At 62.3% G+C, this 18,389-nt stretch carries 18 protein-coding genes, 2 tRNA genes and 1 pseudogene; 9 read left to right on the plus strand and 12 right to left on the minus strand.

Annotation, left to right across the window (positions count from 1 at the left end):
- The first annotated feature begins 50 nt into the window (after positions 1-50).
- The 5 genes from ACX80T_RS08840 to ACX80T_RS08860 all read left to right on the plus strand — a co-directional run bounded on the left by ACX80T_RS08840 (position 51) and on the right by ACX80T_RS08860 (position 3,178).
- Positions 51-686 (plus strand): vitamin K epoxide reductase family protein, encoded by a 636-nt coding sequence (locus ACX80T_RS08840; protein WP_459304203.1) that lies wholly within the window; start codon positions 51-53, stop codon positions 684-686.
- Positions 687-979: 293 nt separating this feature from the next.
- Positions 980-1,162, plus strand: coding sequence for a hypothetical protein (locus ACX80T_RS08845; RefSeq protein WP_116778533.1), 183 nt, complete (start codon positions 980-982; stop codon positions 1,160-1,162).
- A 183-nt stretch (positions 1,163-1,345) separates the two neighbouring features.
- Positions 1,346-1,738, plus strand: a complete 393-nt coding sequence (locus ACX80T_RS08850) for a hypothetical protein (RefSeq protein ID WP_459304204.1) — start codon at positions 1,346-1,348, stop codon at positions 1,736-1,738.
- Between the two features lie 98 nt (positions 1,739-1,836).
- Positions 1,837-2,535 (plus strand): Crp/Fnr family transcriptional regulator, encoded by a 699-nt coding sequence (locus ACX80T_RS08855; protein ID WP_243400566.1) that lies wholly within the window; start codon positions 1,837-1,839, stop codon positions 2,533-2,535.
- Positions 2,536-2,635: 100 nt separating this feature from the next.
- Positions 2,636-3,178, plus strand: a complete 543-nt coding sequence (locus tag ACX80T_RS08860) for a carboxymuconolactone decarboxylase family protein (protein WP_116778537.1) — start codon at positions 2,636-2,638, stop codon at positions 3,176-3,178.
- Between the two features lie 46 nt (positions 3,179-3,224).
- Here ACX80T_RS08860 and ACX80T_RS08865 read toward each other — a convergent pair whose 3' ends face one another.
- Positions 3,225-3,632: a heavy metal-responsive transcriptional regulator gene (locus ACX80T_RS08865; protein ID WP_116778538.1), complete on the minus strand. Its 408-nt coding sequence runs from the start codon at positions 3,630-3,632 to the stop codon at positions 3,225-3,227.
- 53 nt (positions 3,633-3,685) lie between these two features.
- Between ACX80T_RS08865 and ACX80T_RS08870 the strand changes: the two genes are divergently transcribed.
- Complete coding sequence (locus tag ACX80T_RS08870; RefSeq protein WP_116778539.1) at positions 3,686-4,027, plus strand: thioredoxin family protein; 342 nt, start codon at positions 3,686-3,688, stop codon at positions 4,025-4,027.
- 1 nt (position 4,028) lies between these two features.
- Complete coding sequence (locus tag ACX80T_RS08875; protein WP_116778540.1) at positions 4,029-5,381, plus strand: dihydrolipoyl dehydrogenase family protein; 1,353 nt, start codon at positions 4,029-4,031, stop codon at positions 5,379-5,381.
- A gap of 48 nt (positions 5,382-5,429) precedes the next feature.
- On the opposite strand, the gene ACX80T_RS08880 is transcribed toward ACX80T_RS08875, so the two are convergent.
- Positions 5,430-6,167 carry a flavodoxin family protein gene (locus ACX80T_RS08880; RefSeq protein ID WP_207771329.1) on the minus strand — a complete coding sequence of 246 codons (738 nt, stop codon included), beginning with the start codon at positions 6,165-6,167 and terminating at the stop codon, positions 5,430-5,432.
- A 306-nt stretch (positions 6,168-6,473) separates the two neighbouring features.
- On the opposite strand from ACX80T_RS08880, the pseudogene ACX80T_RS08885 reads away from it, so the two are divergent.
- Positions 6,474-6,593, plus strand: a pseudogene (locus ACX80T_RS08885) (transposase); the annotation flags it as partial.
- Between the two features lie 138 nt (positions 6,594-6,731).
- Here ACX80T_RS08885 and ACX80T_RS08890 read toward each other — a convergent pair.
- The 5 genes from ACX80T_RS08890 to ACX80T_RS08910 form a co-directional block, all read right to left on the minus strand.
- Positions 6,732-6,805, minus strand: a tRNA-Ile gene (locus tag ACX80T_RS08890).
- Between the two features lie 108 nt (positions 6,806-6,913).
- A complete protein-coding gene (locus ACX80T_RS08895; protein WP_116778542.1) occupies positions 6,914-8,110 on the minus strand; it encodes a glycosyltransferase in 1,197 nt (398 codons plus the stop codon).
- 58 nt (positions 8,111-8,168) lie between these two features.
- On the minus strand, positions 8,169-9,062 hold the full coding sequence (locus ACX80T_RS08900; protein ID WP_019483523.1) for a DMT family transporter: 894 nt from the start codon (positions 9,060-9,062) through the stop codon (positions 8,169-8,171).
- A 45-nt stretch (positions 9,063-9,107) separates the two neighbouring features.
- Positions 9,108-9,752 carry a CDP-alcohol phosphatidyltransferase family protein gene (locus tag ACX80T_RS08905; RefSeq protein ID WP_116778543.1) on the minus strand — a complete coding sequence of 215 codons (645 nt, stop codon included), beginning with the start codon at positions 9,750-9,752 and terminating at the stop codon, positions 9,108-9,110.
- A gap of 74 nt (positions 9,753-9,826) precedes the next feature.
- Positions 9,827-10,633 (minus strand): phage holin family protein, encoded by an 807-nt coding sequence (locus ACX80T_RS08910; RefSeq protein ID WP_459304206.1) that lies wholly within the window; start codon positions 10,631-10,633, stop codon positions 9,827-9,829.
- Between the two features lie 348 nt (positions 10,634-10,981).
- Between ACX80T_RS08910 and ACX80T_RS08915 the strand changes: the two genes are divergently transcribed.
- Positions 10,982-12,151, plus strand: a complete 1,170-nt coding sequence (locus ACX80T_RS08915) for a multidrug effflux MFS transporter (protein ID WP_019483526.1) — start codon at positions 10,982-10,984, stop codon at positions 12,149-12,151.
- A gap of 35 nt (positions 12,152-12,186) precedes the next feature.
- On the opposite strand, the gene ACX80T_RS08920 is transcribed toward ACX80T_RS08915, so the two are convergent.
- From ACX80T_RS08920 to dusB, 5 genes are all read right to left on the minus strand, one after another.
- Positions 12,187-13,656: an SDR family oxidoreductase gene (locus ACX80T_RS08920; RefSeq protein ID WP_459304207.1), complete on the minus strand. Its 1,470-nt coding sequence runs from the start codon at positions 13,654-13,656 to the stop codon at positions 12,187-12,189.
- Between the two features lie 87 nt (positions 13,657-13,743).
- Positions 13,744-13,819 (minus strand) — tRNA-Asn (locus tag ACX80T_RS08925).
- A gap of 79 nt (positions 13,820-13,898) precedes the next feature.
- Positions 13,899-15,845, minus strand: coding sequence for a DNA primase (gene dnaG, locus ACX80T_RS08930; protein ID WP_459304208.1), 1,947 nt, complete (start codon positions 15,843-15,845; stop codon positions 13,899-13,901).
- A gap of 75 nt (positions 15,846-15,920) precedes the next feature.
- Complete coding sequence (locus ACX80T_RS08935; RefSeq protein WP_019483529.1) at positions 15,921-17,222, minus strand: deoxyguanosinetriphosphate triphosphohydrolase; 1,302 nt, start codon at positions 17,220-17,222, stop codon at positions 15,921-15,923.
- A complete protein-coding gene (gene dusB / locus ACX80T_RS08940; RefSeq protein ID WP_116778548.1) occupies positions 17,206-18,387 on the minus strand; it encodes a tRNA dihydrouridine synthase DusB in 1,182 nt (393 codons plus the stop codon). The genes ACX80T_RS08935 and dusB overlap by 17 nt, the downstream gene beginning before the upstream one ends.
- Between the last annotated feature and the right edge of the window lie 2 nt (positions 18,388-18,389).

Consider the following 18,389-nt stretch of genomic DNA (forward strand, 5'->3'; position numbering starts at 1 on the left):
AGCGCGCCCCACCCAAGCCTTGATTAGCTAGTGAAAAGAAGAACTCCCTCATGCACAGTCCCGCACCCGCCACTGACTCTGAGACGGATGAACGGGAAGGTGACACGGGCAGTTTCGTGAAGCATCGACCGTTCGCGGTCATACTCCTCGTCACCGGTCTCACCGGTTGGGTCGCTTCAGCCGTCCTCGTCCTGGAACGATTGGCTGCTTATGAGGACCCGAGCCACGTCACCAGCTGCGACATCAACCCCTGGGTCTCCTGCGGCAGCGTCTTCCAAACTTGGCAGGCAGCACTGTTCGGGTTTCCCAACCCGCTCATCGGAATCGTCGCCTTCGCCGTAGTCATCACCACGGCCATGGCCCTACTCTCTGGAGCCCGGCTCGGCCGCTGGTACTGGATTGGACTTCAGGCAGGTGTCACCGCAGGATTCGGATTCGTTACCTGGCTGTGGAGCCAGGCCCTGTTCGACATCTACATCCTCTGCATCTACTGCATGATCGTCTGGGCCACCATGATCCCGATGTTCGCCCTGCTCACCATCCGTAACCTCAACCACGGCATCATCCCCGCCCCGCGGCGTTTCACACGGATACTCACCGAATGGGCATGGGTCCTCGTCGTCCTACTCTGGGTCGCCACAGCAGCTTCTGTCTTTTTCCGCTTCCTCCCCGTCCTCACGGAGTAAATCCTGCGTTCTTCCGTCTCGTATCGTCCACGAGAAGCCTTCCCCCCGGAACTGTGCACTCGAAGCCGGCCAAGCAGCGTAAGCGGGCGAGTCGCTCAGCGAACTCCACACAATAGAATTGCGCAGCTCACCGACATATTACGACCGGTTATTGGATGGGTGGATTGAAGAACTGGTGATGCGCGAGGAGCCGGTGATGCTCACGGAGGCGGAACTGGATTTACCGTCTAACCCGGCCCACGAGTTCCCTGCCCCCGTTACATTTATTGGAGTCCGGACCAGCAAAGGGATCAGTGACCGGGTTGAAATCGTTGGGCGCCCACACGTTGGTCCACGTCTCCGGCCACGTACCAAACCAACCCAACGAGCCCTCAGCAGCGCTCACCATTGAAGTTCCGGGCGACCACGACATCGGGATCGGTCAGGAGGTCGGATTACAACTCGTCAACACCACCGGGTGGGCAGTCACCCAGTAGCAGTTGGGCACAGAATTCCGTTGCCCGGGCCCACTGTGTCCTAGATTGCAGAACTCCTGTGCCGCCCTGTTTATCGTCGGTAAGTACCAACGATAGGAAGGCAAGGACATGAGTTCAGCACATAGCGAGACGAGGACGAAGAGAGCCGCGACTGACCCAGGCACGTCCATGGGAGTCCGAATAATGGCCGGGGCCGTAGGCGGTCTTGCCGGCGGGGTCGTTTTCGGGGGCCTGATGGCCATGATGGGCATGCGGGGCATGATTGCCTCACTGGTTGGCTCAAGCTCGGCGATTGTCGGCTTCCTGGTACACCTGGTGATTTCGGTTCTGATCGGCCTCGCGCTGACGATACCCGGTGCTGGAGTGCTGAGAAAGGGCCTGATCATCAGCGCCGTCGTGGGTCTTGTCTATGGCATGCTGTGGTGGGTTCTTGGTCCACTGCTGATCATGCCCACCATGATGGGCATGCCCCTTTTCACTTTCGACGCAGGATCCGGTGCCTCACTGATGGGGCACGCGGTGTATGGCCTTATTGTGGGACTGGTGGCAAGCCTCATCATCCGACGTGGCCGGTGACCACGCCGGGTCTGAACGCCGCCTGCTCCACCACCATCGTGTCCGCCGCGAGCAAACCTACGACGCTTTGGGCACCACATGAACGGGAGGGAGAACCTTTGGCCGAAACCGGCGAGCCCTTCAGCTGCCTCTACGCTGTGGAGCTTTTCGCTGACCTCACAGCTGAGGACATGGACACTCTCGACAGGATGGCCCCGCCCCGGCTCTTTCACAGCGGTGAACTTGTCTTCAGCCAAAGTCAGCCCATCAAGGCCCTATTCATCCTCAAAGCAGGGCGGATCCGGATTTTCAGGGTTGCCGAGGATGGGAAAACCCTCACCATTGCAATCCTTGAACCCGGCGCGGTGTTCGGTGAGATGCTGCTCGTGGGCCTGCAAATGTACGACAACTATGCCGAAGCGCTGGAAGCATCAACCGTGTGTCAGCTCAGCGCTGCGGACGTCGAAAACCATTTCCTCTCCAACCCGAAAATGGCGGTCAAGATCTCCCGCCTGCTCGGCGAACAAGTCGCCAGGTTGGAAGAACGTCTCACCGACATGGCCCTGCGTCCCCTCTCAGCCCGCACCGCCGCGACCTTACTCACACTTGCGGATGCGGCTCCCCGTAGCAGGTTCACGCACTCCGTGGCCGTGAAACTCACTCATGAACAGCTCGCTGGGTTGCTCGGAGCAACTCGCGAGGCGACCAGTAAGACCATGTCTGACTTCGCCGCCAAAAAGCTGATCAAGCAAGGCCGCGGCCGGATCATCATCGAGGACGCTGTAGGACTGCGCCGGGTCTCCCGCACCACCTTTTAACCCCGCGTCAGCCGCCTCAACGTGCGCACTGTTGCCGTGCCCGCGAAAGCCTGCCCCCCCACACATTTCCCCTTTAGTCTCAACAAATGAAGGAACACCCATGACCCGCGTTACCGTCCACACCCCCGAGACCGCTCCCGAAGACAGCCGCAACGAACTCGGTGCCCTCGGTAAACAGTTCGGGAAAGTCCTCAATATCCACGGTGCCATGGCCCACTCCCCCGTTGTCCTGCAGTCATACGTTGCCCTTCAGCAGGCCATCGGCGACTACGGCACCTTCGACGCACGCACGAGAGAGGCCATTGCCTTGGTAGTCGGCAACGTCGACGAGTGCACCTACTGCCAGTCCGCGCATACGATGGGCGCTAAGGCCGCCGGGCTCGCCGAGGATCAGACCATCGCGATCCGCAGGGGCGACATCGACTTCGACGACAAACTGGCAACACTGCTGGAACTGACCCGGCAGGCCACATCGAACAAGGGGTCCGTGAAGGACGCCGACTGGCAAACCGCCCTGGACGCAGGATGGTCAGACACCGAACTCACGGAACTCTCCACCCACGTGGCCCTGAACCTGTTCACCAACTACTTCAACCACCTCGTCGACACCGACCTGGACATCCCAGCTGCACCAAGTCTTTAAACCACCACAAACCCATGTAGGCCCTGCCGTCCGTTCGCGGCAGGGCCTACATGTTCATCAACGGTGTGATGATGTGGCAAATCTCCGTGTCGGAACAATCAGCAGGATCAAGAGCCCGACTCGAATCGATCAGCCCTTTAAGCTCGGTCGATAAGGCGTCAAGTTCACGTTGGCGCACCTGGACATCGGCGAGCTTTCGTTCCAGGAGTGCCGAAACATGGGCACATGGGGCCTCACCCGCGTCGCGGAGACGTAGCGTGCTCGAAATTTCGGCCAACGTCAGACCGGCCGCCTGGGCCGACCGGATGAACCGCAACCGGCCCACTATCTCAGGGTCATAACTGCGGTAGCCATTCGACGTGCGCAGAGGATCCGGCAGAAGACCTTCACGCTCATAGAACCGGATGGTCTGACTATCAACGCCCGCAAGCGCCCCAAGTTCCCCAATACGCATCCCACAGTCTAACACTTGACCTTGTAGTCGGCTATAAGGTTTACAGTCAGAAGATGAAAATCACCCTGCAGTATTTCGAGGGCTGCCCCAACTGGACCCTCGCCTACGAACGACTCATCGCTTTAGCCGGGGACCGGCCCGACATCGTCCTCACCCGACAAATAATCGACACCGCTGAGGAAGCCGAACGAACTGGGTTTCACGGTTCCCCGAGCATCCTGATCGATGACATCGACCCTTTCGCGGGTCCTGGCGCCCCAGTCGGTTTAGCGTGCCGCCGATACCTCACCCCGGAGGGGCCAGCCGGGGCTCCGACCCTCGACCAGCTCAAAGCAGCACTACCACCCGCTACAGCCACGGCTACGTCTCCGCTTTCAGACAAGAAAAAGGTATGAGATGACTACCGATGTCGACCTTTTGGTCATTGGTGCCGGGATGGCTGGGATCGCCGCCGCGACGAAATGCGCGTCGAATGGGTGGAATGTTGCGATCGTGGACTCCCTACCCTACGGCGGAACCTGCGCCTTGCGCGGGTGCGATCCAAAGAAGATCCTCAGGCGTGGCGCCGAAGTGATCGAAGCCGCCCAGCTCATGAGCGGTAAAGGCGTAAACCCGGGCACCATGTCCATCAACTGGCAGGAACTGATGGAACACAAACACGGATTCACCGAACCGATCCCAACGACCATGGAAGAAGACCTGCATTCACACGGGGTACAGACCCTCCACGGGGCGGCGACCTTCACCAGTCCAACAACGGTCAACATCGCCGGAGCATCATACGAAGCTCCGAAAATCCTCGTCGCCACCGGGGCCACACCCCGGCCTCTGGCCTTCCCCGGAGCCGAGCATCTCATCGATAGCACCGACTTCCTCAACCTTCAGCGGCTGCCACCCCGAATCGTTTTCCTCGGCGGAGGTTTCATCTCCTTCGAATTCGCCCATATCGCCGCCCGAGCCGGAAGCTCCACCCTCATCCTTGATCGCGGGACCCGCCCACTGAAGAACTTCGACCCAGACCTCGTTGACTTACTGATCGCCCGCGGCACAGATTCAGGCATCATCGTCCAACGCGGCACAAGCCTCACCCGTATCGACAAGTCAGGCAACGGATTCCGCCTCCACCTCACTCAAGCTGGCGAGACATCGACAATTGACGCGGACCTCGTCGTCCACGGTGCGGGCCGGATCCCGGACCTATCCCGACTGAACCTCGAAGCCGCCAAGGTCGCATACGGGCCTAAAGGAATACAGGTCGCCGACCATCTCCAAAGCACCACCAATCCCGCCGTCTACGCAGCCGGTGATGCCGCTGACACCCCGGGCATGCCGCTGACCCCGGTGGCAGTGTTCGAGGCCAAAGTAGCTGCATCAAACATGCTCAAATCGGGTACCACGGCCCCTGACTACACCGCCATACCAACGACAGTCTTCACAATTCCTGAACTAGTGCGCCTGGGCATGCTCGAACACGAAGCTGCGGACAGCGGGCTGGACGTCGACGTCCGCTACACCGATACCAGCGCCTGGTACACGAATTACCGAACAGGGGAAACCAGCGGCGCATCGAAAATCCTGATCGACAAATCAACGGATCAGATCGTCGGCGCGCATCTCTTCGGCACAGACTACGCCGAACTAGCCAACACCATCAGCCTGGCCATGAAACACGGCCTCACCACCCGCCAACTGAAATCAACCACAGCCACCTACCCCTCAGTAGGATCAGATTTGGCCTCGCTCGTCTAGCCGCACAAAATTTGTTGCGCCGGCAGCGTTCAAAAACAATCGCTGACGCTACCTGTATTCCGGATTCGCTTCCAGACCGAACCTGTCGCCCTTTTTCCAAGCGTCAGGTAGGTTTCCCTGGGCAGGGATACCTCCGGCCAGTTTCAGGATTCGAGCCATATGAAGCAGGTTCCAGGTCATAAAGGTGGTGTTGCGGTTGGTGAAGTCATTCTCCGGGCCACCTGAACCTTCATCCAAATAGCTTGGGCCCGGGCCTGCCTCTCCAATCCAACCCGCATCCGCGGCCGGAGGAATGGTCACCCCAATGTGCTGAAGGCTGTAAAGAATATTCATCGCGCAGTGCTTGACGCCGTCCTCGTTCCCCGTCAGCAAAGCGCCACCTACCTTCCCGTAATAGACGTACTGCCCGCGGGTGTTCGTCATCCCTGACATCGCATAGAGACGTTCAATGATCTGTTTCATCACCGAACTGTTGTCTCCAAGCCAGATCGGTCCAGCCAGCACCAAAATGTCTGCCTGTTCAATTTTCTCGAAAATGGAGGGCCAGGCGTCCTCTTCCCAGCCGTGTTCCCTCATATCCGGGTACACACCCGTCGCTACCGGAAGATCAATTGGTCGCACAATATCAACGTGGACACCCTTCGTTCGCATCAAGTCAGCGCTCAGACGGACCAGCCCGGAGGTGTGGCTCAGTTCGGGGCTACGCTTCAAGGTGCAATTGAGGAACAGTGCCCTCAGACCAGCGAACTCATCGTCACTACCCATGGACTTCACGCTATCGGTCATTTAAGGGGTGCTCCTGACTAAATCACGGACAACTTCATATCAGTTCAACGATCCGGGACTCGGTCCCGAAAATAGCTAGACCGAATACACACCACACTAGGCGCAACAAAAGATCTCACTATGTAACCTGGAACACAGGGGAGGGAGTACCCCTGGATTCGATTTAGCGTAATACAACAACCAAGAGGCCGAGATTGTTGCATATCGCTGTTCCACAAGCCGGTCGATCAACGAACTGCCAGTCTGCTGATGGAGGTGCAGGGACTGCTGAAGGTTTGGCTGACTCCTTGACGTGCCCCATGGTTCATGCTTAAAGCCTTTCCCGAAGAGTTCCGCCGAGACGTGGTCGCGATCGCCCGTAAGGACGAAGCACCCTTGTCCACGATCGCTAAGGACTTCGGTGTCTCCTCGGCTGCCCTGTACCGGCCTGACAACACCGTTCTGCTCGCAGCGTTTGGTCAGCGCATGGATTGAATTCGGTGGGTTTCCGGTGGATGCCTACCTCAGACTCCCAAAGCAAAAAGCCCCTGATCCGCGTTTTCGCAGGTCAAGGGCTTTTTTCGGTAGGGCTGCTGGGGCTTGAACCCAGGACAAACGGATTATGAGTCCGCTGCTCTAACCAGCTGAGCTACAGCCCCGCGAAGTGATCGCCGAAGCGACTATGTAAGTCTAACGACACCGAAGTATTCTAACGACCCCGCAGCATTTGCCGAACTTGCCCCTGGCGGCACCCGGCCGGTGGCCTGTCAGACCGCCTCGGATTCCAGCAACTCGCCGTAGTACAGGCCCTCAAACGTCGCAAGTGTGGCCGTGAGCGAGTGAACATCGACCATCGAACGGCTAGCCTTGCCCATCCGGTCCTGGTCAGCGGGTGGCAGGCTGAGGATTTGGGTGATCCGATCGGCAAGCTCGGTACTGTCGTGCGGCGTGAACAAGTAGCCGTTGACCCCGTGGTCCACGAGGTGGGGAAGAGCCATGGCATTGGCGAGCAGCACGGGGGTGGAAGCGGACATCGCCTCCAGCGTCACCAGCGACTGCAGCTCGGCCGTTCCGGGCTGGCAGAACAGCGCCGCACGGAGATAAGCCTGCCGCAGCTCCTCATCGGTGATCAGTCCGCGGAAGCTGACCCGCCCACCAAGACCTAGCCGGGCGACCTGTGCCTGGAGTGCGGCTTTCACCTCGCCGCCACCCACAATCTCAAGGTGGACGTTGAGCGCTGGAGGAGTCTTGGCGACGGCGTCAATCAGGACATCAACGTGTTTCTCTTCGGCGAGTCGACCAACAAAGAGCACCGTCGGGTGGTCCCGGGGTTCCAGCGTCTCCCCGGGCTGCAATTCGTAGGCGGCTGAGTCAATGCCATTGGAGAGGGGGACCACCTTCCGAAGGAACGCATGCTCATGCATGGCCTTGGCAGCCAACGGGGTCGGCGTGGTCACCACAGCGGCCTTGCCCATGACCTTGCCCATGTCACGCCAGGAGTTCTTGGCAACAATTTTCTTGAACCACTCCGGGAAGGGCAGGAACGGGTTGAGATTTTCAGGCATGAAGTGGTTAGTGGCAACCACGCGGATTCCGCGCTTCACTGCCTCATACAGGGTGTACTCCCCCACCATGTAGTGGCACTGAATGTGCACGACGTCAGGCTGTACCCGATCAAAAAGCATGCTGATGTCGCGTTTGATCTCCCAGGGAAGGCAGATTCGCCAGTAGTCATGGGTGGGAACCGCATGGGATTTCAGCCGGTGCACGGGCCATTCGCCGTCGGCTTCGGTGAAGCTCTTGCCATTCTGGGTGCTGGGAGCCAGGACGTGAACCTCATGCCCGCGGGAGTGCATTCCCTTTGCCAGCCGGTAGCCGAACTGCGCCGCCCCATTGATGTTGGGCGGGTAGGTTTCTGCTGCGATCAGAATGGTCAATGGCAATTTCTCGGCCGGGTGGCTCACTGTGGGTTTCCTCTGTGGGTAACTGGCGGATCCGGCGGCTGGACAGAATGGGCCTCAGCTAACGCCGTCGTCGTACTTCCTTCTGGCGTTGCACCACATCTGGGTGATGCCGGGACAACGCGATGACCCCCACAATAGCAACCAACGCGGCCATTCCCATGGCAATTGCGATGACCGATTCCACGTCGGGTTCCAGCTCGCCCAGGATGACGATGCCGATGGCGATACCAACGATCGGGTCAATCACTGTCAAGCCGGCGATCACGAGGTCCGGCGGACCCGTGGCATAGGCGCTCTGCACGAACCACGAACCAAGGCCGGCAGCGACAGCAATCGCCACCAGGGTGTAGGGCGGCACATTCAGCAGGAACCGCCCATTGGAGTCCAAAAGGTGGGTAGCGATAATTTTGGTGAGTACCGCGACGAAACCAAACAACACCCCCGCCCCCAGAATGTAGGCGAAGGCGCCCAGCCGGCGACGGAACATGACCGCGAGGGAACCGAACACCGAAACCGCGACTGCCAACAGGAGCACCGTGACGAGTTCCTGCTCCGGCAACACCTCATGGTCTTTGCGGGTCACGTTGACGGCGAGCAGGACGAACAGCGCGCTTCCGCTCACGCAGGCAGCAATGGCGACGACGGTGGCCCGGTTGATCCGGATGCCCTGATCCTTCGAATTGACGACCGTGGTGATCACCAGCGCGATGGCACCGATCGGTTGCACCACTGTGAGGCTTGCCAGGCTGAGGGCGACCACGTTCAGTGCCATCCCGATACCCAGGAGGATCAGGCCAAGTACCCAGCGCGGGTTGCGGAGGAGCCGTACGAACCCCTTGGAGTTCAGGGACAGGCCGCCGGTATTGGACCTGACGGCGCTGCCTTGGCGTTGCGCGCCAACGGCGAGGAAGCAGGCACCGATGAGAGCCAGGAGAATGGCTAACCAGACCATGCGCCGCCCTTCGGGCACCGGGGGCGGTGATGGGAAAGGGGACGGCTAGGGAGCATCAACGGCCCCGGGCTGGGCCGATCCGTTGGGCCTGCCGTCCGAACGGTACTTCCGGTGCGCAGCAGTGAAGTACCCGTAGAACGCAAGAAGGTGGCCGATACAGCCCAGCAGCAGCAGGACGTGCGCGGTGACGAACAGCCACGGCTGATCAAAGCCCGGCACACGGTGCAGCAGGAGCATCGGCGAGCCGATCAGCAACAGGGCGGTGCGGATCTTCCCAATATTGGTGACCGGTAGGTGCAGCGGACCGCGGAAGAGGATGAGCGCGTTGACGATGAGGATGGCGTCCGGAATGACGATGGCCCACACCAGCCATGCGGGGGCAATACCATCCACCACAAAGACCACCGCAATGACGATCAGAGCCGTCCGGTCCGCGATCGGATCCAGCCATTTGCCGACGACCGACACCTGGTTGAACCGGCGAGCGATATACCCGTCGATCCAGTCGGTGGAGCCAAGGACCACGAGGGTGATGACGGCCAGGGCGTCCTCGTTTTGCACAATGAGGAACACGAACAACGGAACCCCGAGGAACCGAATGACCGTGATGATATTGGGCAGCGTCCAGAAGGTCGCCAGAACGTCGTTTTCGCGTCCTGGTCTGGCACCGGCCCCAATGAGTCTGATCACTATTCCCTCCCCCCACCATTATGCAGGGAGAGCGGGCCCGCCCGGACCTGTGCCCCGGATCGGGCGAGGGTCTGCTAGCGGGAAACCAGTTTCCGCACCATGACGATAATGGCGGTCACCGAGCCTGCGACGACGGAGAGGGGCTTCCACCGATCGGCCAGGGTGACGTTGTGGGGGTGCTCGCGGGGTGCGGCAGGCGTGCGCGGGGGCACCACGGACCTGGCTTGCTCGGCGAGCCGGTTGGCGCCGGTCTTCGCCGATGTTTTGGCCTGGTTCCAGCGTGATTTGAAGTCGAGTTCGCGGCCCAGATCGTCGCGGAGGTCGGCAAGGTGGTCGCGTCGGGTACCTGAGCGGCGGCGCAATTCGCCGTACGACGGCGTCGGCTCCTTGGGCTTGGCGTCGTCGGCCTCGTCCTTGGGCTTTTCTTCCTTGGGCTTCTTGACATCAAGGGTTGCCGGATCGAAGCTGCGACCCTCGCGAAGGACACCGATGTCGTAGCGGATGCCGCGGATGGCTTCCTCCGGCAGCAGGGGCAGCGCCTTCTTGAACCGGGACACACCGATCAGCGCGGTGATAGCGATGACGATGAGGAATACACCGGCAACCAGCAACGCCGCCAGCCAGCCATCCATGATGGTGGCCAGTCCGAGGATCGCTGCGGCGATGAGCGCGACGGCGAGGAAGGCCAGGAAGACGACCGCCACCACGAGGAACGCTGCTGCGATCCCCGCCTTGATGCCTTTCTGCTTCATCTGCTCCAGCGCCATGGTGACTTCGTCACCGAACTGGCGCGGTGTGAGCCTTCCCAATAGCTTGATCAGTCCGAAGACTGACGGCTTGCTCGAAGTCCCTGTGCCACGTGTGCTAGCGGAACTATCCATAGCTCTGCCTCCATCCCTCGTCTAACAGGTCGCGTGAGCGTACCTGCAAGCTGCGTAAACCTTTTCCTAAAATTACCATTGAGTGGCTAAAGCCGAATCTGTGTAAGCCTACTTCAATAGCAAGCAGACTTAGTGCCTTCCGTTTGCCAAGGCAACCTAAGATGGAACTGACGACAGCGTGGTGCGTTGTCCCTCCCCCTTTTCAGACGAGAATCAGCGCGCCCTCGCACAAACATCTATTCGAGGCCCACGGGCCACCCGTGACGCAAGGGTAAACCCTTGGTCGGATAGGCACCAGTGAGCACAGTAATCCACCCCGGCGCTTCACTTTCCCGACGGCAAAAGCTGATGTACGTAGTGATCCTCGGGTCCCTGACCGCGCTGGGCCCCTTCACCATCGACCTTTATCTTCCGGCGTTCCCGTCGTTGCAGAGCGACCTCGGCGTCACCGAAGCTGCGGTCCAGTTGACGCTCACCGGCACCATCGTTGGATTCGCCGTCGGCCAGTTGATCGTCGGCCCGCTCAGCGACAAGGTGGGACGCCGGCTTCCCCTGATTCTCGCCACCAGCGTCCACATCCTAGCCTCGCTTGGAGCGGCCATGGCTACCGACATCACCACGTTGATGGTGTTTCGTGTCCTGCAGGGCGTGGGTGCTGCTGGCGGTGGCGTGGTGGCAATGGCAATGCTCAGGGACCTGTTCAGCGGGTATCCGTTGGTCAGGATGCTCTCCTACATGGCATTGGTCAATGGGCTCGCTCCCATTTTCGCGCCGGTTATCGGATCGCAACTGCTGCTCGTCATGCCGTGGCCGGGCATCTTCTGGTTCCTGGCCGGCTACGGGCTGCTGGTTATCCTTGCGGTGTCGGTGTTCCTGGTTGAAACCCTCCCCGCGGATCGGCGCGGCAGCTCAGGGGCCACCGCCCTGCAACGCTACCGGGCGGTTCTTACCGACCGGATTTTCATCGGCGTTCTGCTGGTGGGCGGGATGAACTTCTCCGGCCTGTTTTCCTACCTTTCAGCGTCTCCCTTCCTCTTCCAGGGCACCTACAACTTCAGCGAGCAGCAGTATGGGCTGCTGTTTGCGGTGAATTCGCTGGGCATTGTGGCGGGGGTGCAGATCAGTGCACGGGTGATCCGCCGGATCGGCCCCCAGTGGGTGATGGTTTATTCCACGGCGTCGATGCTGCTGATGTCCCTGCTCATCATCCTGTTCGCACAGCTGGGGCTCGGATTGTGGGGGATCATGGTGCCGCTCTGGTTCTACATCATGTCGGCCGGGTTCACGTTCCCCTGTGTCCAGGTGCTGGCGTTGGCCAACCACGGCGCCCAGGCTGGCACTGCGGCGTCGCTGCTGGGCGCTGTCACCTTCGGTCTGGCCGGGGCGATTTCACCGGTCGTCGGACTTCTCGGGGTTTCCGCTACCAGTATGGGCGGCGTGATGGCTGTCTGCATCGGCGCCGGAGTGGTGTTCCTGTGGACTGTCGTCAGGCCGCGGACCGTCCCGCCCCTGGGCTAGGCAGGGGCGGGCCGGGATAAGAGTTCCGGTCGGGTTTAGCTGCGCTCAGCTTTGCTGGAAATGTTGCGGGCCATCGACTTGAAGATGGTCCCGTGGAAGGGCAGCACGCCCAACCAGTACAACCGACCGGGGAGCCCCTTCGGGAAGAACACCGCACGCTGGGTGTACTCGCTGCCGGTGCCGTCGGGGCGCACAGACAATTCCAGCCAGGCGCGGCCGGGTAGTTTCATTTCGGCGCGCAAGCGCAGGCGCTCGCCGCGGACGATTTCCTCGACCCGCCAGAAATCCAGTGCGTCGCCGGTGAGTAGCTGGTCGGTGTGGCGGCGGCCCCGGCGGAGTCCCACGCCGCCCACCAGCTTGTCCATCCACCCTCGCGCGGCCCACGCGACGGGAAGCGAATACCAGCCGTTGTCCCCGCCGATTCCCTCAATGACCTTCCAGAGCCGCTCCGGGGAGGCTTTGGACTTGTAGACCTGCACATCGGTGAAGACGGTGTGCCCAGCCCATTCCGGGTCGGTGGGCAGCGGATCGGCCGCACTGTCGACCCGGGAGGCTCCCGCCCAGCTGGTCTCCACCTCTCCGCCCCGTTCCTTGCCCAGCGCCAGATCGACGGCCGTGCGGTAGTCAGTCAAGCCGCCGTCGGTCACCGGAATGTAGTTGTCGATGTCGTGTTCCGCGGTGATCGCATCATGCTGGAGCGACTCGATGAGTGGCATCGCCATCACGCGCGGAATGGGAGTGACCAAATTAACCCAGTGGCCAGCCAACCGGGGGGTCAGCACCGGCAGCGCCAGAATCTTGCGACGCCGCAGACCTGCCTCGACTGCATACTGGTTCATCATCTCGGCGTAGGAGAGCACGTTCCGGGACCCGATGTCGAAGGTCCGGTTCAGATCAGGGGGCAGCGTCAGCGCACCGATCAGGTAGTGAAGGACGTCGCGAACGGCGATGGGCTCAATCCGGTTCAGCACCCACTTGGGGGCGGGCATCACCGGCAGGACATCGGAGAGGTGCCTGATCATTTCGAACGACGCCGAGCCGGATCCGATCACCACACCTGCCTGGTACGCGATGGTTGGCGTTCCGGATTCCAGGAGGATGCGGCCCACCTCCTCACGGGAGCGCATGTGGGTGGATAGTTCGACATCCGCCGGGTGCAGTCCACCCAGATAGACCATCCGCACGACGCCGGCCGCGGTCGCCGCGCTCGAGACCATCGAGGCGATCTTCGACTCCTTGGTCTCGAAGCCCTTGCCCATTCCCATCGAGTGCACCAGGTAGTACAGGGTGTCGACTCCAGCGCAGGCTTCCCTGAGTGACCCCTCATCTTCGAGGTCGCCCTCCACTACCTCCACCGAGGAACTCCAGGGGACGTCCTTGAGTTTCTGTGGTGACCGGACCAGCACACGGACCGTGTGTCCTTCGGCGACGAGACGGGACACCAGACGGCCGCCGATGTAGCCGGTAGCGCCGGTGACTAAGATCAGTTTGCTGTCTTGTTCCATTGCTTCAGAATACGCTTCGCGCGACGTTGTGCGTGACAAAAAGAAAACCCCTTCCCGCCAGCACGAAGCTGGTGGGAAGGGGTTTGGTGGCTCCTCCGACTGGACTTGAACCAGTAACCCTTCGATTAACAGTCGAATGCTCTGCCAATTGAGCTACGGAGGAAAGCAGCAGATACAACTTTACATACCAAGTGCGGGTAAGTGAAATTGGCTTGTTTCACCCAGCGGATCCCGGTGGAACCTCAGTCGGAGCGAAGCTGGCGACGGCGCATTTCCAGTTCCAGCAGGTCCCGCTGCAGCTGGACGTACTGTTCGGGGTCGGCGGCGGCGTCGACCCGTTGCAGCTTTCCCTGCATCTCGGCCTTGAGCCGGGTAATGCGCAGCTCGTAGAGCCGGTTCACGATATCCCTGCTGTAGAGGGCGAGGGCATCCTCGGCCTTCGACGGCAGCGGCGTGACGGCCAGCTCCGTGACCAGGCCGCGCAGCACCTCAGGGACCTCCTGCCGGACCCGTTCCACCCACTGCGCAGGCTCCACCCCAGCGGCACCCGCGGCCTGCACAGCGTCCTTCAGTGCCGCGTAGACGGGCACTGAGAACCCCGACTCGGCGAACCGCTCCCAGTGCGTCGGCTCGAGAAGGTTCGGGTACTGCAGGACCACCTCGAGGACCTCGCGTTCCATCCTGCCAATCGGGTCCTTCGGATCCGGCCGGGGGAACTGCTCGACGTCGCCACCTGACTCTGCGCCAGCCGACCCATCGGCTGCACCCTGAGCCGACGACGACGCAGCGTGCTCCCGCGATGCGCTCCCGGATCCGCTGCCGGTACCGCCCGCTACCCCGGTACCCTTCCTCGCTGCGGTCGCCACCGCCCGGGCCACCTGGTCCTCTCCCACGAACTGCATTCCCAGCCAGCGGGACAGCTCCCGGGTGTAAATGGACCGCAGCGACACATCCCGGATCCTGGCGACGATCGGCGCCGCGTGCCGCAGCGCGTTGACCTGGCCTTCACCGGTGGACAGATCGTAGTTGCCGAAGGAGGCCTTGATGGCGAATTCGAAGAGTGGCCTGCGGGAGGAGATCAGGCCGCGGACGGCGTCGTCGCCCTTGGTCTGGCGGAGCTCACATGGATCGGCGCCGCTGGCCTCCACCGCCACATAGGTCTGCGCGACGAACCGCTGATCCTCCTCAAAGGCGCGGAGGGCCGCCTTCTGGCCGGCCGCGTCACCGTCGAAGGTGAAGACCACCTCGCCACCGGATCCATCGTCGGAGAGAAGCCGGCGGGCAATCTTGATGTGATCGGCGCCGAAGGCGGTGCCGCAGGTGGCGACGGCGGTGCCGACCCCGGCGAGGTGGCACGCCATCACATCGGTGTAGCCCTCGACGACCACGAGCTGACGCGATTTGGCGATCTCCCGTTTGGCGAGGTCGATGCCGTAGAGCACCTGGGATTTGCGGTAGAGCGAGGTCTCGGGGGTGTTGAGGTATTTGGGCCCCTGGTCCTCCTCGTACAGTTTCCGGGCGCCGAACCCGACGGTGTCTCCGGTGATGTCGCGGATGGGCCAGATCAGCCGGCCGCGGAACCGGTCATAGATCCGTTGGGCGTTGTTGGCGGAGACGCTGAACATGCCGGTGAGCTTGAGCTCGTCCTGGGTGAAGCCTTTGCCGGTGAGATGGGTCAGGAGGCCGTCCCAGCCCTGCGGCGCGTAGCCCACCCCGAATTGTTCGGCGGCGGCCCGGTCGAACCCGCGTTCCTGCAGGAACCGCCGTCCTGCGGCCGCGCCCTGGGTGAGGAGTTGTTCGCGGTAGAACTCGGCGGCGATCTTGTGGGCGTCGAGCATGCGCTGGCGCCTGCCAATGTCCTCGCGGCGGGGCCCGGTTCCACCGTCCTCATAGCGAAGTTCGAAACCAATCCGCGAGGCTAGCTTTTCGACGGTCTCGGAGAACGAGGTGTGGTCCATCTTCTGGACGAAGGAGATGACATCCCCGCCCTCACCACAGCCGAAGCAGTGGTAGGAGCCCATCTGGGGGCGGACGTGGAACGACGGCGATCGCTCGTCGTGGAACGGGCAGAGGCCCTTGTAGGATCCAACACCGGCAGACTTGAGCGTGACGTAGCCGTCGACGATCTCCTTGATGTCAGTGCGTTGGCGTACCTCATCGATGTCTTCGCGTTTGATGAGTCCGGCCATGAAAACAGTCTATGCGTCACCGGTGCTGTGAGGTTCCGCGGGGCTCAGCTGTGCAGGAGGAGTCAGCCCTCGCGTCTACCAGAGGGACGGGACCGGTCCGACGACCCGTCGGTGGAGGGACAGCGCCGACGCATCGGTGAGTGAGGCCACCTGGTCGATCACCACCCGAAGCCGCGCGTCGTCGTCGGGCGCGTCCTGCCAGTCGGCGGCAAAGGTGGGTTCGAGGAACCTGTCCCCCGCCGCAGCCATCTGCGCCACCAGGGAACTGAGCACCTCGCGCTGCCGTTCGTAGACGGGTTGGCGCCGTTCAGAGGTCATGACGAAAGTGGTGGCGAGGCCCTTCATGACCGCGATTTCGAGTTCGGTCTCCTCGGGTACCACCATTTTCGCGTGGTACCGGGTGAGGGGAGCGTGTCCGTAGATGGCCCGCGTGGCGGCCAGCGCGCTGAGGCAGAACCGGCCGATGAGCTGGCTGGTCATGTTTTTCAGCGCCGCCATCGAGCGTCTGCTGCCGTCCGCGTCACGGACCCACACATCGGTGGCTTCAAGCCGGGTCAGGGCGGCGTCGATGGCAGCCGGGTCACTGTGCGGGAGGTACCACTGCTGGGTGTAGCCGACCACCCGGGCGCGCGTGTCCGAGCTGTCCAGCTGTTTGAGCTGGAAATGTCCGGCAACGATCGCGTCTTCGACGTCGTGCACCGAGTAGGAAATATCGTCGGCAAGGTCCATGACCTGCGCTTCCAGGCAGGACTGGCCGGCGGGCGCGCCGTCGCGAAGCCAGGTGAAGACCGGCAGGTCGTCCTCGTATGCACCGAACTTTGAGGTGCGCTGCCCCTGGAGTACCGGCGCGTTGGCAGCGGTCCACGGATACTTCGACGCCGCGTCGAGGCTGGCGCGGGTGAGGTTAAGGCCAGCTGGGGTGCCGTCCGCCCGGATGACCTTCGGTTCCAGCCGGGTCAGCAGCCGCAGGGTCTGGGCGTTACCTTCGAATCCGCCGACCGAGTGGGCGAGGTCGTTCAGCGTCGATTCGCCGTTGTGGCCGAACGGCGGGTGGCCGAGGTCGTGGGCCAGGCAGGCGGCGTCGACGATATCCGGGTCGCAGCCGAGCGCCCGGCCCAGCTCGCGGCCCACCTGCGCCACTTCGAGGCTGTGGGTGAGGCGGGTGCGCACGAAGTCGTCGGTGTCCGGGGCGACCACCTGGGTTTTGGCGCCAAGGCGCCGCAACGCCGAGGAGTGCAGGACCCGGGCACGGTCACGCTCGAAATGGGACCGGTGGGTGCTCTTGGCGGGCTCGTCCACCCACCGCTGCATGTCGGCGTCGGTGTACCCGGCCGTGACTGGCGCATGCGGGAAACTCGGTTCAGCCACCTGAAACATCCACTTCCGCGGCGGAAATGTCCGCCTGCTGTGCATCGTTGAGGGCGCGGGAATTCAGCCAGTCCTGGGGTAGGGAGGTCTTCTTGGGGCTGCCGGCACGCCCGCGCGGACCCTCGGCGTCGGCGCCTGGGTACGGTGACTCGGCGTCGAGCTCGGCCAGCAGCCCACGCAGCACCTCAAGGGTGGGGACGGCGGCCAGTTTGGCGCGCAGTTCTCCGCCGACCACGTAGCCCTTGAAGTACCAGGCCATGTGCTTGCGGATGTCCCGCAGCGCCATCATCTCGTTGCCGAAGGTGTCGACCAGGAGCTCGGCGTGGCGGTAGACGGTGTCGGCCACCTGGCCGAGGCCGGGCTGATGCCGGGTGCTGTCTCCCTCGAAGGCGTTCATCAGGTCGCCGAACAGCCAGGGCCTGCCCTGGCAACCGCGCCCGATGACGACGCCGTCGACGCCGGTCTGGCGGACCATGCGGATGGCGTCCTCGGCCGACCAGATGTCGCCGTTGCCCAGCACCGGAATGTCCGGCAGGGCTTCGCGGAGCTCGGCGATGGCATCCCAATCGGCTTTGCCGGAGTAGAACTGGGAGGCGGTGCGCCCGTGCAGGGCAACCGCGGCGACTCCGCTGTCGCGGGCAATTTTGCCTGCTTCGCGGAAGGTCAGATGATCCTCGTCGATCCCCTTGCGCATCTTGATGGTGAGAGGGATCTCACCCTTCGACGCTTCACGGACCGCGGTCTGCACGATGCCGGTAAACAGGTCAAGCTTCCACGGCAGTGCGGCGCCGCCACCCTTCCGGGTGACCTTGGGTACCGGGCAGCCGAAGTTGAGGTCGATGTGATCGGCGCGATCCTCCTCGACGAGGATCCTGATGGCGGCGCCCACCGTGACCGGGTCGACGCCGTAGAGCTGGACCGAGCGGACCGCTTCGTCGTCGTCGTGCGAAATGATCCGCAGGGACTCGGGGTTGCGCTCCACCAGGGCACGGGACGTCACCATCTCGGAGACATACAGGCCGCCGCCGTATTCGCGGCACAGGCGGCGGAACGCGGTATTGGTGATACCGGCCATCGGCGCGAGGACCACCGGGGTCTTCACGGTAATGTTGCCGAGCTGCAGCGGGGGCAGGTCCAGTCGGGTGTCGGCGGGCAGGGTTGATACAACAGTCACGT

The sequence above is a fragment of the Arthrobacter sp. Sr33 genome (genome assembly GCF_054511195.1).